Below are 15,632 nucleotides of genomic sequence, written 5' to 3'. Positions count from 1 at the left end.
TGTCTGGGTACGAGATATGGGATATCAGAGCACTTTAAAACGATTTATAAACCGTTTTAATACCAATGCTGACGGGACGATGGCTGTTATGTGGGCCACGGCCCTCTCCGCTGTCGTTATCGCTGTAGGCTCGGCTTATGATTACAGTGAAGTCACGACGGCGCGCGTTAATTCTGTCGCGACAGCGGATATGCTCGCTCTATCGGCGGCGGTTTTCATCCGTGATCATAATGGCGCGACCCCGTCTGACAACACCGAGGGATTTAAACACGATACCAAGTATTATCTTGAAGACATCGGTATTTCCATTGGGACATATGGCGATAGCATGGCGACTCAGCGCGGCGAGGCAGGTCAGCTGGCCGATCGTGAGCCCCCTAATTTCAAAATAAAATATGACTATCCGGAAAACGGCATGGTCACTGCATATGTATATGGCCAGACACGTCCGGCTTTCATGGGTATAGTCGGTGTCGATAATATTGATTTTTCTGCCAGTTCGACCGTTTCATATGAAACACAGGATTTAAAAGACCCGGCCTCTATTGGATTAGTTTTAGATAATTCCGGCTCTATGTCTTTTGATGACGGCAACGGAACCGTCCGTATGACCGGATTGAAAACGACGGTCAAAAGTTTCATGGATGAAATGGAAGGTGTCATAGCCAGCGCCGTTCTTGAAGATCAAGGTCGTGGTGAAAACCCCTCAGGGGAAAATAAATATGTTCGTCTGAATATGCTTACCTACGCCGTAAAAAGTAGCTGGAGTAGCGGCAGTTACGAACACATTACCGAGCGGGCATTTGATTGGTCCGTTATTCCCGACTCTACAATTGACAACATGGCTGCAAGTGGCGGCACCAATTCCAGCGGCGCAATGGCTCGTATGAACACGCGTATGGGTGGTGAAGAGGATATTCATCTGAGTGAAAACGGTGCTGAGCCGTTAAAATATGTGGTCTTCATGACTGACGGACAAAACAATGTCACTGATTACGAAAATTGCCGTGCAGCTATGGGGCATTGGCACTATTTACATTGGAATAGCTGGACAATCAGCCATGAGAATAAAAGTAATTCCGATGGATGGTATCGTGTCTGGGCGCGCGAGTATGATGAATGGGGTCAATATTGGGAAGAACAGACCATTTGCGATGAAATCTCAAGTTATGACGCTGCAACGATTAGCTCATGCGGTGATTTAAAAGCTCAAGACGTAAAAATTTACTCAGTCGGATATGCTTTAACGATTAACGCAAAAGATAGTGAATGGAAGCGTGCGGATGTTGACCGCGCCAACGCTTTGCTTCTCGCTTGCTCTTCTGGAGAAGAATATTTCAAGAATGCAGAAAATGCTCAGGTTCTCGATCTGGTCTTCGACAGCATCGGAGCCGACATTCTCGAAGATTCGATAAGGATCAGATATTAGATACAAAAAAGGCCGGGCAATTGCCCGGCCTTTTTTATTAATATTAGTAAGACTTTATCCGACGATTTCGTCATCTGTAAAGAAGAACGGAATTTCTTGCGCTGCAGTCTCTTCAGCGTCGGATCCATGAACGGAGTTCGCTTCGATAGATTCTGCAAATTCTGCGCGGATAGTACCGGCAGTCGCATCTTTAGGATTTGTAGCCCCCATAACTTCGCGGTATTTCGCGATGGCGTTTTCGCCTTCCAGAGCCTGAACCACCACAGGGCCGGACATCATAAATTTCACAAGGTCATTATAAAACGGACGCTCTGCATGAACGGCGTAAAAGCCTTTGGCTTGCTCTTCGGACAGACGAATACGCTTTTGCGCAATAATGCGCAGGCCGGCCTCTTCGATTTTTGCGTTGATCGCGCCGGTCAAATTCCGGCGTGTCGCATCGGGTTTAATAATTGAAAATGTACGTTGGGTAGCCATGGGGCACTCCTGTTGGGATTTGAATATCGCGCGCTCTATAACGGGCGTTGGCCCGGCCTACAAGTCGTGTTAAGCACATGACGATACTCGCAAACCCCCTGATATTTTCTATGCTCCATATCAACGACCTGACCTACCGTATTGAAGGCCGTATGCTGTTCGATCAGGCGACTTTGGCCGTAACGCAGGGGCAGAAAGTCGGCCTTATCGGGCGGAATGGTACGGGCAAATCGACCTTATTTCGCCTGATAAAAGGTGAAATTGCGCCCGATGATGGCAGTGTGAATTTACGAAAAAATATGCGCCTCGGATGTGTGGACCAAGAAGTGCCCTCCGGGCCGCAAAGCCTGATCGAGACTGTCCTGGCGGCCGATACAGAACGCAGCGCCTTGCTGCAGGAAGCGCAAACCGAAACAGGCGGCGCGCGCCTTGCGCAAATTTACGCCCGCCTGAGCGATATTTCCGCCTATAGCGCTGAGGCGCGCGGCGCTTCCATCCTCGCAGGTTTAGGGTTTAGCGCGTCTGACCAATTGCTGCCCTGCTCCGACTTTTCCGGCGGCTGGAGAATGCGCGTAGCTCTCGCGGCTATGCTCTTCGCCAATCCTGACCTTTTACTTTTAGACGAGCCTACCAACTATCTGGATGTCGAGGGTGCGGTCTGGCTGGAAAATCATATTCGCAGCTACAATGGCACGGCGCTGATCATCTCTCATGACCGTTCGTTTTTAAACACAGCCGTGAGTCATATCGCGCATTTGCGCAGCGGGAAATTATTCGGATATACGGGTAATTACGATCAGTTCGAAGCCATTCTAGCCGAGCAGCAGCGGCTGTCCAATGCCCAGCGCGCCAAGCAGGATGATGAGCGCCGCCATCTTGAGGCTTTTGTAAACCGTTTCCGCGCGCAAGCTAATAAAGCCAGGCAGGCCCAGTCGCGGGTGAAACGCCTGGAAAAAATGAAGCCGGTCGCAACTATTATTGATGATCCGATCCCGTCTATCCACCTGCCCAGTGCCAAGCGGCCGCTAAACCCGCCCATCTTTCGCTTCGACAATGTCGCCCTCGGTTACGCGCCGGACATATCAGTTCTAAAACGTCTCAATCTGCGCATTGATCCGGATGACCGCATCGGTATTTTAGGCCGCAATGGCGAGGGGAAGTCTACGCTCGCCAAATCACTCGTTGGGGAAATAGCGCCGCAAACCGGACATATCCGCAGTCATAAAAAACTACGTATCGGTTATTTCGCCCAACACCAAATTGACGCCCTCAGTCCTAATAAAAGCGCCTATAGCCACATTGTAGAGCTGATGCCCGACGCGACAGAGGCGCAACGCCGTTCGCGGCTTTCACAATTCGGGCTTGGCCACGCACAGGCTGAAACGCCCGCCGGAGATTTATCAGGAGGAGAGAAAGCGCGCTTGTTATTCTCTTTGATCGGATTTCATAAGCCCCATCTTTTGGTTCTCGACGAACCGGCCAACCATCTGGATATGGACAGCCGCGCAGAGCTTATCCGCTCATTAAATGAATTTGCGGGCGCCATAATTGTGATTTCACATGACCGGAATATGCTTGAAGCGGTTGTTGATCGGCTCTGGCTGGTTAGCGGCGGGACTGTGTCACGCTATGAAGGCAGCCTGGATGATTACCGCGCCGAGCAGCTTGACCGTGAGCGTAGTGACACCAAGAAGTCCGCAAAATCCGATATACAGAGCAAAGCTGATCTGCGCCGGGCCGCTGCTGACATACGCGCGCAACTCGCTCCACTTAAAAAGAGCACCGAAACAATTGAGACGCGGATCGCAACGCTTAAAGTTAAAGTCAAATGCTGCGAGGCCGACCTTCTTGAGCCGGATATATATCAAGATGATCCCCGGCGCGCGGCGTTGATCAATTCAAAGCGCTCAAAACATTTACGCGAAATCGAGGCCCTAGAAGATAAATGGCTCGTCGCAGCGGCGCGATACGAAACCGCGAAATCGCAATCCGAAGCGGATTAATATAACAAATCTGAATGAGATTTCATTAATTATTTATATATTTGAGTCAGTCTGTAACCCTAAGTGTGGGGCTTGGGAGCGGGGAATGCCAAAACATAAATATCGTGTGGGTGCACAGAATATAGCGTGGGAGCGCGATTATTTTGCTGATCTGATGACGCAATTCGGCGATGATATTGGACCAAGACATTCAGACTTATTGATTCCCGAAAATGGATTTCTAGCTGCTTTTCCACAGCGCCGGATGTTTGAGGGCGAAAAGGACTATGTTGAGGCCTTTCTCTCTGATCTTCAGGGCCGTTTAAACATGCGGCATTATCCTATACAGACTACAGGGTTGGAACGCGATAAGCCTAAATTGGCGGAGCACCGCGAACTTAATAAGCCCGTCCATAATGATGCGCTGGAACGCTATTATACCGATATATATGGCCGGCCGGTAGCCTATTACGAACCGTCGCGTCTGGGTGAACCGTTATATTTATTATGCCGAATGTCGCAAGTTTTAACCGATATTGTCCAAATGGCAGCGGTGACTTCTGCTAATGCAACAAAGAAACCCTATCGGCAGCGCACTGAATTCATCGCATCATTCTTGGGTTTGGGTCCGGTTTATGAGTTGACAAAATCCTACTTTGATCAAGTCACAAGGAGATCCTCACAAAAAGGCCCCCCTGGCATTCCACTACGTGGTACGCTGCTTTTCCTACATCACAAGGGATGCCCATTAGAACAAATTCAGACGGATTATGCACACTTGCTGATGGGCATTTTCGGCCCAGTTTTTGATAAAGAAATTTTAAATTTTAAAAACAGAATGAATAAAGACGCGGCACAGTCTGCGTTCCCTACCGGCACTCTACCCGTTGAATATACCCGTCCTCGTCCAATTCCAGCGTAAGGCGGTCAGCGCGTTCAGGTCCTAATTGTCCGCGATAAACGCCTGTACGGATGGTCGGCGCATAAAGCGGCTGTCCCGCCAAAAGGTCGGTCACATCGACAAAAGGCGCCCCCTCTTGCATATCCGGGATGAAATCCGAGACGGCGTCTCCTGTGTCTGCAGGCTGAATGATACGCTTATCACCGGCAATCACAGCGATATGTACGCCGCCAATATTTTGTCCCACAAGCGATTGATACAACCGCGCGCCGCACGTATCGGTTCGCGGAGTGACGGTAAGCGGCTCGGGCCGAAGAGAGTCGGGATATTGATATTGACCCTGTCCGGCTTGCGGCTGGTAGTCACGCGGCGCGGTGCCCGGACCCGCGCAGGCGCTACAGATGACAACGGCAGCCAAGAGAGAGGCCCTTATGAAAATGACGTGATGTGTCATCGTTTTATCCACTGCCCACCCTCACCTTGCTGATAATAAGAAATATCGGCCCCGTCTGCCTTAAGCTGGGTCCAGCGCGCGCGCGCGACGTCACGCCCCTCCGGATCATTATCCTCGATAAATGTGATGCACCTCTTGGCAACGGCGCTATCCGCAATAACGGCTTCACCCGTAAGGAAGATTAAATCCGCGCCGTCAATATCGCTGCCAACGCCTAGCCGCACAGGATGATCCACCGCGCCGGGCTGATCATCCCGGCCGTGAGGCAGAAAGCTGTCATCGCGAAACGTCCACAAATATGTATCCATGTGCTCCATACGGTTCTGATCAGAAAACTGGACAGACGCCGTCCAGTTCCGCTCAAGCGTTTTCTCTAACAGCAGTGGCAGCACAGCTTCCAAGGAGCCATGTGTGAGATGATAGAACCAATACTCCACCGTGTTAATTAACCTTCAAATTTATCTTTAACCCATTGATTTAGAAGCCGAACACCAAAGCCTGTTGCCCAAGCCGGTTCCCGCGGATCCGTACTGGTTCCTTTCCAGGCTGTCCCGGCAATATCCAGATGAGCCCAAGGCGTATCGCCAACAAAACGCTGTAGAAATTGCGCCGCCGTAATCGACCCGGCAAGACGCCCGCCGATATTTTTCATATCTGCGCAATTACTATCCAGTAATTTATCATAAGCTTTGGACATCGGCATACGCCACAGCTTTTCTGTCGATGCGACAGACGCGCCCAAAAGACCGTCTGCGACCTCGTCGGAGTTGGAAAACAGACCGCCGTGTTCATGGCCAAGAGACACAAGAATGGCGCCTGTGAGTGTCGCCAGATCAACCATTACCCGGGGGTCGTATTTCGTACGGGCATAATGCAGAACGTCACACAAAACCAAACGGCCTTCCGCATCTGTGTTTTGCACTTCAATCGTTTGTCCTGACATCGAAGTTACAATATCGCCGGGGCGCTGCGCCAGCGCATCAGGCATATTTTCGACAAGGCCAACGAGACCGATAACATTGGCCTTGGCTTTGCGTTTGGCCAGCGCTTCCATGGCGCCCACAACGGCCGCTGAGCCGCCCATATCGCCTTTCATGTCCCACATACCCGCGCCGGGTTTGAGCGAGATACCGCCCGAGTCAAATGTCACGCCCTTACCGATAAGGCAGATCGGCTTATCGTCTTTTTTGCCGCCTTCCCAATGCATAATTGCGACTTGGCTTTCATGCGCAGACCCCAGGCCAACGCCGAGCAGAGCGTGCATGCCGAGCGTTTTCATTTTCTTTTCACCCAGGACGTCAACTTTAAGACCCATATCCGTCATTTTTTTTATACGCGCAGAATATGTTTTTGGGTGAAGCATATTGGGCGGTTCTGAAACCAAATCGCGGGCTGTATATGTTCCGTCCCCGACCGGTCCGTAAAACGCGTCATAAGCGGCTTTGGCTTTGGCCGGACTATCGCAGGCAATTTTTAGGGATTTCAGGGTTGGCTTCTGATCGTCTTTGAGTTTTGTACGGTAATTATCAAATCTATAAGCCGCCAAACGGCCGCCAAGCGCGGCCCGGGCCTGGTCATCTGGCGAAATACCCATCCCTTCAAGATGGACGGTTAATTTTGTCTCGCCGCTCAGCAGCAAGGTTTTTACGGCATTCGCAGTCGACGTTTCAGGATCAAATTTTTTGCCGTCCGCAATACCCATCAACAAAGCCCGCGTCGTATTTGTGCCTTTCGGCGCATAAACAGACAGAGTCTGTCTCGATTTGCCGGTAAATTTTGCGGCGCGAATCGCGGCGGCAATAACATCACCGTCATAATGTGCGCCTCCGGCTGTTAGATTAGCCTTATCATTTGAGAAAATGACGGCAGCGCCGCTGGCCTGCGCCGATGAAACGAAACTAATTTTCATGAATAAACTCCAATATTTTTTACGTTATGCGGCGCTGCGCGCGTGGCGGCAAGCCTTATCATTGCGGCGTGCTGACCTTGCGTAAGTTTTAGGATTTTATGCGGTTTGCAATTTGCTAAATTCCGCACTTTTGCCTAAAGCGGCACGAATGAAACGTATTCAATCATATTTCAGATATCAAACTCTGGTGCCTTTCGTACTCGCGATCTCTGCGCTGTCATTTTTAGCGTTATTGACGCAGTCCTTGACGACAATAGATCTTATTGTCGAAAACCGTCAATCGGCGCTGACTTTTATCTATATTACGATGCTTATTTTGCCTCAACTCTTGGGCATTATTATGCCGATTGCGGTGTTCATTGCCGCCTTGTTTTCATTAAATAGGATGAATATTGAAAGCGAGATCGTTGTGGCGAAGGGCGCTGGATACAGTCCGTGGCAAATCGCCAGTCCGGTGATTCGCGTCGCTATTTACGCCATGATTGTGCATTTATTTATCAATCTTTTTTTGCAGCCTTTTTCACAGCGTGAAATGCGAGAAGCGCTTTTGGATGTCCGCACGGATTTAGCATCACAGCTTGTCCGTCCAGGCGAGTTCAATACTCCTGCGCCCGGATTGACAGTGTATACTGCCGGCCTGAATCGCACAGGGGAAATGCGCGATGTTTTAATCTATGACAGCCGTGATGCCGACACACCGTCTACATATACTGCGAAATCCGCCGTTATCGGCCGGCGCGGCGATGAGGCCGTTCTGGTCATGCGTGAGGGTGATCTGCAATATGCCGATCAGCAAGGCGTTGTACAAATTGTTGGCTTTGACGACTATCAATTTGATCTGTCGGAAGTCATGACGCTTGATCCGGTATTGCGCCTAAAAACGTCAGACCAATATCTACACGAGCTATTTTTGGACGATCCATATAATTATGCCCGCAGGCAATTTCGCGAATCTTATCTTGCGGAAGGCCATTCGCGTTTGGCCACACCGTTTTACAATATAGCACTGGTTATGATTGCGCTTTGCTTTCTGGTTCGGGGGGATTATCAGCGTCTGGGATATGGCAAGCGCATCGCTATGGCGGCTGGCGTGGGATTCATAATACGCCTCGCCGGATTTGCGATTGCGGCCGCGGCAGAAGATGATAGTGCGCTTAACGCCTATCAATACGGGATACCCGTTCTGACAATTATTACGTGCGGGCTTTATCTGTTTAGTAAGAAACGTGCGGCGGATATCATACGCTGGCGCAAGCGTGAGACCAAATACACAGTGGAGCTTGTCTCATGAGGATGGCCCCTACACTGGCCGTCTATGTCGCGTGGCAGTTTTTTGTCGGTATTTTGATGGCTTTTTTGGTTATTACCAGCGTCATAATGCTTGTTGATTTTGTTGAGCTTTCGCGAACCCTTGGGGGCTCCGGCGGCATGGGAATAAGCCAAATTCTCGTCATGACATTTCTCAAAGCGCCGCAACTTATTGAACAAACACTATCATTTGTTGTTTTGTTCGGTGTCATGAATGCATTATATAAGCTGAACCGCCGCAGCGAACTCATTATCATGCGCGCGTCAGGCATGAGCGCATGGCGGTTTTTGCTCCCTGGCATTCTCGTCGCGGGATTAATCGGGGTCTTCTGGACCGCTGTGATGAATCCTGTCAGCATTGCTGCGGATGCGCAATTTCGAAATATTCGCGGCGGAGTCTCACAAAGCGCAGTTATTGTGGATGATGAAAACCAAAAACGTAATATTTGGATGAGAGAGGGAAGCGCTTCTGGCCAAACCGTTATATTTGCCCGCAAAGCCGATATTGGCGCGCGCCGTCTCGACGGCGTAACCTTTTACCGCTACAGATTTGACGACGCTAATGACCCTGTATTCGATAGCCGGTATGACGCCGACACGGCGCAACTATCAACATCTGGAACATGGACACTAACGAATGTAATAGAAACTCGAGCCGGCTCCGCGCCGCAGCCTTACGAGATACTAACAGCCCCGACCACGCTGGGTTGGGATCAATTGCGCGACGCTGCCGGAGAGACTTCAACGCCGCAATTCTGGCAGTTGCCCGCCGAGATTAAAAAAATTCGCGCCGCAGGATTTTCTGCCATCCCCTTGCAGATCACGTTTTACCGCCTTCTCGCGCTTCCCTTTACATTGATCGCCATGGCAATTATTGCGGCAGGCGTTTCCATGCAACTAACCCGTCTTGGCGGAACGCTGAGACTTCTCATTCTTGGTAGCACGCTGGGCTTTGGGGTTTTCTTTGCCAATAATATGATGAGCGCCTTTGGCGAGACCGGGGTTTTGCCGGCTCTACTCTCGGCGTGGGCGACCCCTATATTTGTCCTATTGGTCGGTTTAGCCCGCTTATGCACAATCGAAGATGGATGAAACTTAACGCGTAAGGCCATACTTCGTGTGATGCAGACAATTGCGCGCACGGGCAAATTGGCTATTGTGCCTCCTAATTTAACGCGGGTCTTCACAGGATTTCCGCCACTTTGCCGACGAAAGAGACTGACATTATGGCTGCTTCACCTGTTAGATTTGCTGCGCGCCTGCTGAGCGCTATCGCCATTCCTGCGGCGCTTATATTCGCTGCGCCGGCCGGAGCCGCGCAAGACGCTTATGGCATTGCCGCCACGGTCAATGATGACGTCATAACGACTTATGATTTGCAACAGCGCGTTTATTTTATGGTCTTGGCTTCGGGCGTTAAGCCCGATGAAGATAGCTTACGCCGCATGCAATTTACGGCTTTGCGCGCTTTGATCGACGAACGTCTGCAGATGCAAGAAGCGAACAAATTCGATCTGGAAATTTCTGATGAAGAGGTTGGTAATGCTTTGCAACGTCTCGCGCAGGGCAATAATCTATCGCTGGAACAACTTACCGAACGTATGACGCAGGCCGGTATCTCAATTGAAACCCTGCGCGACCAGGTCCGCGCCGAGCTGGCGTGGCAACGCATTGTCAATGGGCGGTTTGGCCAGCGCATCCGCGTCTCTGATACGCAGATTGACGAAACCGTGCGCCGCATGTCTGCCAATGCCGGCAAGCCGAGCTATCTTATCTCTGAAATTTATATTGAAGCCACTGAAGATATTGGCGGCATGGACGGGGCCTTGGAAGGCGCGCGCGCCATGATTACCCAGTTTGAGCAGGACGCGCCTTTTACCGCTCTGGCCCGTCAGTTCTCATCCGGGGCCTCCTCAGCTAAAGGCGGTGATGTCGGTTGGACCCGTGAAGGCGAACTGCGCAGCGAAATTAGCAACGTGCTTCCAAGTCTGGAAAAAGGGACTATTTCCGAGCCCATCATCGTGCCCGGCGGCGTCTATATTATTCTCATGCGCGATAAACGCGATTCTGAGTCGGAGAGCGTCTACACCATCAAACAAATTCGCGTTCCGGCTGAAAATGAAGCTGCGCAAGGCCTTGCCCAAACCGCCATTCGCGAGATGGCGGCACAAAGCCCGACATGCGACACGCTCGAGGACGCTGCGGAGACGATTGAGAGCGCCGAAGTTGTCGATATGGGCGTGATAAAATCAAGTCAGGTTGGCGGCCCGGTTCTTAAAATTCTCGAAGAGACCGAAGTCGGCACTGTATCTGACCCTATTGCGGCGCCAAATGGCGTTATGGCATTGATGGTCTGTGATCTTAAAATTCAGGGCGCAGGAATACCCACCCGCGACGAAGTCGAAGACCGTATTATTGACCAGCAAATTGCGCAAAGCTCTCGCCGTTACCTTCGGGATGTCCGCCGCAGCGCGACAATCGAGTCGCGCTAATCATGATCCCTCCGCTCGCCGTCACGCTCGGCGATCCGGGGGGCATTGGCCCTGAAATTACAGCGAAAGCCTGGGCCGCAATGCGCGGCGCAGGCAATATATTTGCGTTGATTGGCACCATTGACGCCGCGCGCCGCGCCTGCCGCGCGCAGGATTTACCTGACCCGCAAGCCATCGGCTCATTCGCGCAAGCGGCTGATATATTCCCTCACGCCCTGCCCGTTCTGCCGCTCTCCGGCCCTGACATCGAACCGGGACGCCCTGATAGCGCAGCCGCAGGTCTTATCATCGGATCAATTGCAAAGGCCGTAGAGCTAACCCTATCCGGCGAAGCGGCAGCCGTTGTCACCAACCCAATCGCGAAATCCGTGCTCTATGCGGCGGGCTTTGCCCATCCGGGCCATACCGAATATTTGGGCGAACTGACCCGCAATATTGCCATGGAGGGCGAACGCGGACCGGTTATGATGCTCACTGCGGCAGGGCTTCGCGTCGCGCTTGTGACTATCCATACGCCAATTTCTAAAGTTGCAGCGGCGCTAACAGGCGGGTTAATAAAATCCCGTGCGCGCGTGCTGCATCAATCCTTAAAACGCGATTTTGGCATTAAGCATCCTCGCATTGCCGTATGCGGTCTCAACCCCCATGCGGGCGAAAAGGGCGGCATTGGCCGCGAGGAAATCGAGATTATCAACCCCGCCTGCGAGGCCCTACGCGCGGAAGGGATTAATCTCACAAACGCCCTGCCCGCTGATACTTTGTTTCATGCCGACGCGCGCGCGGGCTATGACGCCGCGCTCGCCATGTATCATGACCAAGGTCTCATTCCCGTCAAAACTTTGGATTTCCACGGCGGCGTCAATGTCACGCTGGGCTTGCCGATTGTGCGCACATCGCCCGATCACGGCACCGCCTTTGATATTGCAGGCAAAGGCATAGCCCGTCCCGATAGCCTGCTCGCCGCGCTGAAAATTGCGCGCACCATGTCAGATCATAGGCGCGGCGCATGAGCGAGCTATCCGATCTGCCGAGCCTGACGGCTACGCTCGCCGCTTATAGCCTGCGCGCGGATAAACGGTTGGGGCAACATTTCCTGCTCGACGCCAATATTACAGACAGGATTGCGCGGCTGACGGGTGATATATCCGATGTCCATGTCATGGAAATCGGCCCCGGCCCGGGGGGGCTGACGCGGTCAATACTCATGTGCGGCGCGCGCAAAGTTACAGCCGTTGAAATGGATAACCGATTTTTACCTCTGCTACAGGACGTGCAGCGCGTTAGCGGTGATCGATTATCGGTTATTGAAGCCGACGGGCTAAAGGTCGATCCCGCGACTCTCGGCGTGACACGCATCGCCGCGAACCTGCCCTATAATGTCGGGACAAAAATGCTAACCAATTGGCTGACAGCGCAGCCGCCCTTCTGGGATCGTTTGGTCTTGATGTTTCAAAAAGAAGTCGCCGAGCGCGTCGTTGCCCGCCCGGGTGACAATGCTTATGGCCGTCTCGCCATTTTGACGGCAGCCGTGGCAAGCTCCCATATCGCGATGACCGTCCCCGCCCATTGCTTTAGCCCGCCGCCCAAAGTCGATAGCGCCGTCGTGGTGCTGGATATTTTGCCGCAAGGTGAGCGCTTCGCTGATTTAAAAACCCTCGGCCAGATCACAGCCGGCGCGTTTAACCAGCGCCGCAAAATGCTACGCCAATCGCTCAAAAGCATTGCGAAAAAACATGACCTGATTTTGCAAGACTGGCTCACAGGCGCAGGCATTGATCCAACCCAGCGCGCCGAAACCGTCACACCTGCGCAGTTTCAGGCATTGGCGTCGAATATAAAATAGAATAAAATATTAGTTATTTGTTGCAGTGCTTAGGTTGCCCGATTTCGAAGTGTCAGTTGTTGTAGCTGAATTTACAGAGTCACGAAGTACTTGGCGACCATAACTGATGCCACAACTATCGTGATAGGTTGCATACTCAATTACAAAGCGGTTGAAATTATTCTCACCAGCGCCCAATGAAACATCTGGGTCCCCAAATAGTAATTTGGTCAAACGCTTTCGTTCTACCTTTCTGCCGCGGCGTACGGCTTGCACAATTAAGTCTCCATTATCTCCACCCAAAATGGCTGAATTTAGAGAGGATCCGGCAGACTGTGAAGCAGTTGAAAGATCAGAAAAAATATTCGCACTTCTAACTGGGCTAGCTATACCGCCTGCAGTAGAAAGTAGAATTCCAGCGAGTCCCAAAGATGAAGTAATAGATTTTTCGGTAGTGGAGATTCGCGACAAATAAATATAACATGCTTCATCCGAGGCTTTAATCATCATCGCGCCGAGCGCGCCTCTTTCAGCATCACTGGACGTTGAGGCAGCTACAGCCATTACTACATTAATATCAGTGAGGTCCACCTTACCTTTTGGAGTAATCTTATATTTATGCCCGCTAGTTAATGCTTGTGCTACACTATTATCTATTGTCGGATCAGCCAACTGAGGATTCACAAAGTTTCCCTTCTTTAACCCGCTTTGAGTTCCGCAACTCACGAGAAGCAGACAGCTAACAATAATACAACCAATCATATTTTTAGAATTTAAATGAATACTATTTCGCATAGCTTCCTACAATTAAGGATGAATTTTAATTTCAATTACCTTAGATTATACATATCATGAAAAAGTTAATCAGTCAAAGGTTGTATTTTAGTAAAAAGTTTAACCTAACGACTCAACCGTGCCAGTTCATCCGCATGGCGGTCATCAACCATTATATCGCGCGGGCCAAGCGGGCGCGTGAGCGACAGGCCGTCCAGCGTGCGGGACCGCGACAGCGCGACATAGGCCTGGCCTGCCGCGAAGGCGCCGCGTTCCAGATCAACGCGCACATCATCCAGCGTCAGGCCCTGCGCTTTGTGGATCGTCACTGCCCACGCCAGCGATAGCGGAATTTGAGAGTATGAGCCGATAACTTCGGCCTTGGGCACGCCCGCCGCCTCGTCCCATGAATACCGGATCGTATCCCAATCATCCGGCTCAATCTGACCGGTTTTACCGTTATCAAACTCGACGGTCACTTTACCCGGCTCCATCGCTTTGACAGTGCCGATTGAGCCATTGACCCATCGGCGTTTCATATCATTTTTAAGCGCCATCACCCGCGCGCCAATTTTCAGCTGCAGGAGCGGCGGCGCGCCGAGACGATCGGCATTAACATTGAATTTGCCCTTTGTGCGGCCTTCAAAATTTTGGCTTGGCGCATCAATACGCTCCAAACCTTCTTGATTATAACGCGCCGCCGTGGCGTTCGTCCCGGTCAGCAAAAGCGGCGTGACGCCGTCGCGATGCGGGCCGGCGCAACGGGTATTGAGCCGCTCAAGCGCATATTCCACATCCTCGCCGCCGCGCAGATCAGACAGAATATCGAGAAATTCCGGCTCATTCTGGCGATAAACCTGGCTGAGCGAATAAACCGCCATAGGCTGCTCGCGAAACACATGGGCGCTATAGGCAAAGGGCGTCTCATATCCCATTTGATGCAGCATTTGCGCCTCGCCGCGCGGCGCGACGGGTGGTAGCTGGTAAAAATCGCCGACAAATAACATGCGGCACCCGCCAAAGGGTTCAGTGTTCTTGCGCGCTTTTTTCAGGATTTTATCCATAGCATCGATGACGTCCACACGGGTCATTGAGACCTCATCGACAATGATCAAATCGACTTTGCGCCACATGCCATTGGGTTTTTGTCCCTGCAAGGCTGCGTCGGTCAGAATGCGCGGCGGCAGCCGAAAAAAACTATGCAGGGTCTGTCCGCCAATATTTAACGCGGCAATTCCGGTCGGGGCTAACACCACCGTATTGGGAAAGGCGTCCTGACGCTGGATATAGCGGATAAGTGTCGACTTGCCTGTTCCCGCCTTGCCGGACAGCAAAATCGGGGCGCGGTCATCAGAGAGCAACTGGCGCAGGACATCCTTGGCCTCTTCTGACAAACGGCCAATCGATTTGGGTTTTTCGATAGTGTCGGTGATCGCTATCGGCCCTGAACCAAATTGTTCACAAAAGGCCCAAGCCAAAGCTGCCTTTTACGTTTAGCGCGCTCAGCCGCGACGATAGCGCGGATCAAATCCATAGACTGCCCCAGATCGTCATTGACGATGACATAATCATATTCGGCCCAGTGGCTAATTTCAGACTCGGACTTACTCATCCGCTTGGCGATGGTTTCGTCGCTATCCTGCGCGCGGGACTTAAGGCGGCGTTCAAGCTCGACCTTGCTGGGCGGAAGGATAAAGATTTTAACCAGATCATCAGCGGCGGCCTGCGTTAATTGCTGCGCGCCCTGCCAGTCTATATCGAAAATAATATCCTTGCCTTGATCCAGTGCGTCTTGAACCGGCGCGGCAGGCGTGCCGTAATAATTATCGAAGACTTTAGCATATTCTAAAAAAGCGTTATCCGCGAGAAGGGATTCAAACTCGCCCGTGCTGATAAAGTTATAATCCTTGCCCGGCGTTTCTCCCGTGCGGGGTTTTCGAGTTGTCGCCGAGATTGACATTTGCATGTCGTCATGTTCCGCCAGCAGCTTGCGGGTCAGTGTGGTCTTCCCCGCGCCTGATGGACTGGATAGGACGATCATTAATCCACGCCGTTTTGACATGATATTCTCCCAAAGCCCGCAA

Annotated in this window: 15 protein-coding genes; 8 read left to right on the top strand and 7 right to left on the bottom strand. The window is 51.7% G+C overall.

All coding sequences use genetic code 11. The features are described from left to right. The first annotated feature begins 190 nt into the window (after window positions 1–190). A complete protein-coding gene (locus H142_RS0101680) occupies window positions 191–1,429 on the top strand; it encodes a vWA domain-containing protein (protein ID WP_233341538.1) in 1,239 nt (412 codons plus the stop codon). Between the two features lie 54 nt (window positions 1,430–1,483). On the opposite strand, the gene ndk is transcribed toward H142_RS0101680, so the two are convergent. Next, window positions 1,484–1,906 (bottom strand): nucleoside-diphosphate kinase, encoded by a 423-nt coding sequence (ndk, locus tag H142_RS0101675; protein ID WP_017930356.1) that lies wholly within the window; start codon window positions 1,904–1,906, stop codon window positions 1,484–1,486. A 110-nt stretch (window positions 1,907–2,016) separates the two neighbouring features. Between ndk and H142_RS0101670 the strand changes: the two genes are divergently transcribed. Then, window positions 2,017–3,909 (top strand): ABC-F family ATP-binding cassette domain-containing protein, encoded by a 1,893-nt coding sequence (locus H142_RS0101670; protein ID WP_017930355.1) that lies wholly within the window; start codon window positions 2,017–2,019, stop codon window positions 3,907–3,909. Window positions 3,910–3,994: 85 nt separating this feature from the next. Next, a complete protein-coding gene (locus H142_RS0101665; protein ID WP_017930354.1) occupies window positions 3,995–4,810 on the top strand; it encodes a hypothetical protein in 816 nt (271 codons plus the stop codon). Here H142_RS0101665 and H142_RS0101660 read toward each other — a convergent pair. The 3 genes from H142_RS0101660 to H142_RS0101650 are packed head-to-tail and all read right to left on the bottom strand — an operon-like array spanning window position 4,758 to window position 7,152. Then, window positions 4,758–5,243, bottom strand: coding sequence for a hypothetical protein (locus tag H142_RS0101660; protein ID WP_017930353.1), 486 nt, complete (start codon window positions 5,241–5,243; stop codon window positions 4,758–4,760). The genes H142_RS0101665 and H142_RS0101660 overlap by 53 nt on opposite strands. Next, window positions 5,240–5,680 (bottom strand): DNA polymerase III subunit chi, encoded by a 441-nt coding sequence (locus tag H142_RS0101655; protein WP_033314787.1) that lies wholly within the window; start codon window positions 5,678–5,680, stop codon window positions 5,240–5,242. The genes H142_RS0101660 and H142_RS0101655 overlap by 4 nt, the downstream gene beginning before the upstream one ends. Window positions 5,681–5,688: 8 nt before the next feature. Next, on the bottom strand, window positions 5,689–7,152 hold the full coding sequence (locus H142_RS0101650; protein WP_017930351.1) for a leucyl aminopeptidase: 1,464 nt from the start codon (window positions 7,150–7,152) through the stop codon (window positions 5,689–5,691). A 148-nt stretch (window positions 7,153–7,300) separates the two neighbouring features. On the opposite strand from H142_RS0101650, the gene H142_RS0101640 reads away from it, so the two are divergent. From H142_RS0101640 to rsmA, 5 genes are all read left to right on the top strand, one after another. Beyond that, window positions 7,301–8,443 (top strand): LptF/LptG family permease, encoded by a 1,143-nt coding sequence (locus tag H142_RS0101640; RefSeq protein ID WP_017930350.1) that lies wholly within the window; start codon window positions 7,301–7,303, stop codon window positions 8,441–8,443. 2 nt (window positions 8,444–8,445) lie between these two features. Further along, complete coding sequence (gene lptG / locus H142_RS0101635; protein ID WP_033314786.1) at window positions 8,446–9,552, top strand: LPS export ABC transporter permease LptG; 1,107 nt, start codon at window positions 8,446–8,448, stop codon at window positions 9,550–9,552. 134 nt (window positions 9,553–9,686) lie between these two features. Continuing rightward, window positions 9,687–10,952, top strand: a complete 1,266-nt coding sequence (locus tag H142_RS0101630; protein ID WP_156811853.1) for a peptidylprolyl isomerase — start codon at window positions 9,687–9,689, stop codon at window positions 10,950–10,952. A gap of 2 nt (window positions 10,953–10,954) precedes the next feature. Further along, window positions 10,955–11,962 (top strand): 4-hydroxythreonine-4-phosphate dehydrogenase PdxA, encoded by a 1,008-nt coding sequence (gene pdxA / locus H142_RS0101625; RefSeq protein WP_017930347.1) that lies wholly within the window; start codon window positions 10,955–10,957, stop codon window positions 11,960–11,962. After that, window positions 11,959–12,795 carry a 16S rRNA (adenine(1518)-N(6)/adenine(1519)-N(6))-dimethyltransferase RsmA gene (gene rsmA, locus H142_RS0101620; RefSeq protein ID WP_017930346.1) on the top strand — a complete coding sequence of 279 codons (837 nt, stop codon included), beginning with the start codon at window positions 11,959–11,961 and terminating at the stop codon, window positions 12,793–12,795. Before pdxA ends, rsmA begins: the two co-directional genes overlap by 4 nt. Window positions 12,796–12,804: 9 nt before the next feature. Here rsmA and H142_RS16745 read toward each other — a convergent pair whose 3' ends face one another. The 3 genes from H142_RS16745 to gmk form a co-directional block, all read right to left on the bottom strand. After that, the gene (locus H142_RS16745; protein WP_156811852.1) at window positions 12,805–13,569 is read right to left on the bottom strand and encodes a hypothetical protein; all 765 of its coding nucleotides are present in this window, start codon (window positions 13,567–13,569) and stop codon (window positions 12,805–12,807) included. A gap of 104 nt (window positions 13,570–13,673) precedes the next feature. Further along, window positions 13,674–15,026, bottom strand: a complete 1,353-nt coding sequence (locus H142_RS0101615) for an ATP-dependent DNA helicase (protein ID WP_017930345.1) — start codon at window positions 15,024–15,026, stop codon at window positions 13,674–13,676. Further along, complete coding sequence (gmk, locus tag H142_RS0101610) at window positions 14,984–15,610, bottom strand: guanylate kinase (protein ID WP_033314785.1); 627 nt, start codon at window positions 15,608–15,610, stop codon at window positions 14,984–14,986. The genes H142_RS0101615 and gmk overlap by 43 nt, the downstream gene beginning before the upstream one ends. Window positions 15,611–15,632: the final 22 nt, after the last annotated feature.

Origin of the sequence: Robiginitomaculum antarcticum DSM 21748 (assembly GCF_000365025.1) — a bacterium.
Classification (GTDB): Bacteria; Pseudomonadota; Alphaproteobacteria; order Caulobacterales; family Maricaulaceae; genus Robiginitomaculum; species Robiginitomaculum antarcticum.
This window is presented reverse-complemented; position numbering and strand designations above follow the sequence as displayed.

Bases quoted from the DNA above. Each gene is read 5' to 3' on its own strand.
- H142_RS0101680 (WP_233341538.1), top strand. From the start codon at position 191: ATGCTCGCTCTATCGGCGGCGGTTTTCATCCGTGATCATAATGGCGCG.
- ndk (WP_017930356.1), bottom strand. From the start codon at position 1,906: ATGGCTACCCAACGTACATTTTCAATTATTAAACCCGATGCGACACGC.
- H142_RS0101670 (WP_017930355.1), top strand. From the start codon at position 2,017: ATGCTCCATATCAACGACCTGACCTACCGTATTGAAGGCCGTATGCTG.
- H142_RS0101665 (WP_017930354.1), top strand. From the start codon at position 3,995: ATGCCAAAACATAAATATCGTGTGGGTGCACAGAATATAGCGTGGGAG.
- H142_RS0101660 (WP_017930353.1), bottom strand. From the start codon at position 5,243: ATGACACATCACGTCATTTTCATAAGGGCCTCTCTCTTGGCTGCCGTT.
- H142_RS0101650 (WP_017930351.1), bottom strand. From the start codon at position 7,152: ATGAAAATTAGTTTCGTTTCATCGGCGCAGGCCAGCGGCGCTGCCGTC.
- H142_RS0101640 (WP_017930350.1), top strand. From the start codon at position 7,301: ATGAAACGTATTCAATCATATTTCAGATATCAAACTCTGGTGCCTTTC.
- lptG (WP_033314786.1), top strand. From the start codon at position 8,446: ATGGCCCCTACACTGGCCGTCTATGTCGCGTGGCAGTTTTTTGTCGGT.
- H142_RS0101630 (WP_156811853.1), top strand. From the start codon at position 9,687: ATGGCTGCTTCACCTGTTAGATTTGCTGCGCGCCTGCTGAGCGCTATC.
- pdxA (WP_017930347.1), top strand. From the start codon at position 10,955: ATGATCCCTCCGCTCGCCGTCACGCTCGGCGATCCGGGGGGCATTGGC.
- rsmA (WP_017930346.1), top strand. From the start codon at position 11,959: ATGAGCGAGCTATCCGATCTGCCGAGCCTGACGGCTACGCTCGCCGCT.
- H142_RS16745 (WP_156811852.1), bottom strand. From the start codon at position 13,569: ATGCGAAATAGTATTCATTTAAATTCTAAAAATATGATTGGTTGTATT.
- gmk (WP_033314785.1), bottom strand. From the start codon at position 15,610: ATGTCAAAACGGCGTGGATTAATGATCGTCCTATCCAGTCCATCAGGC.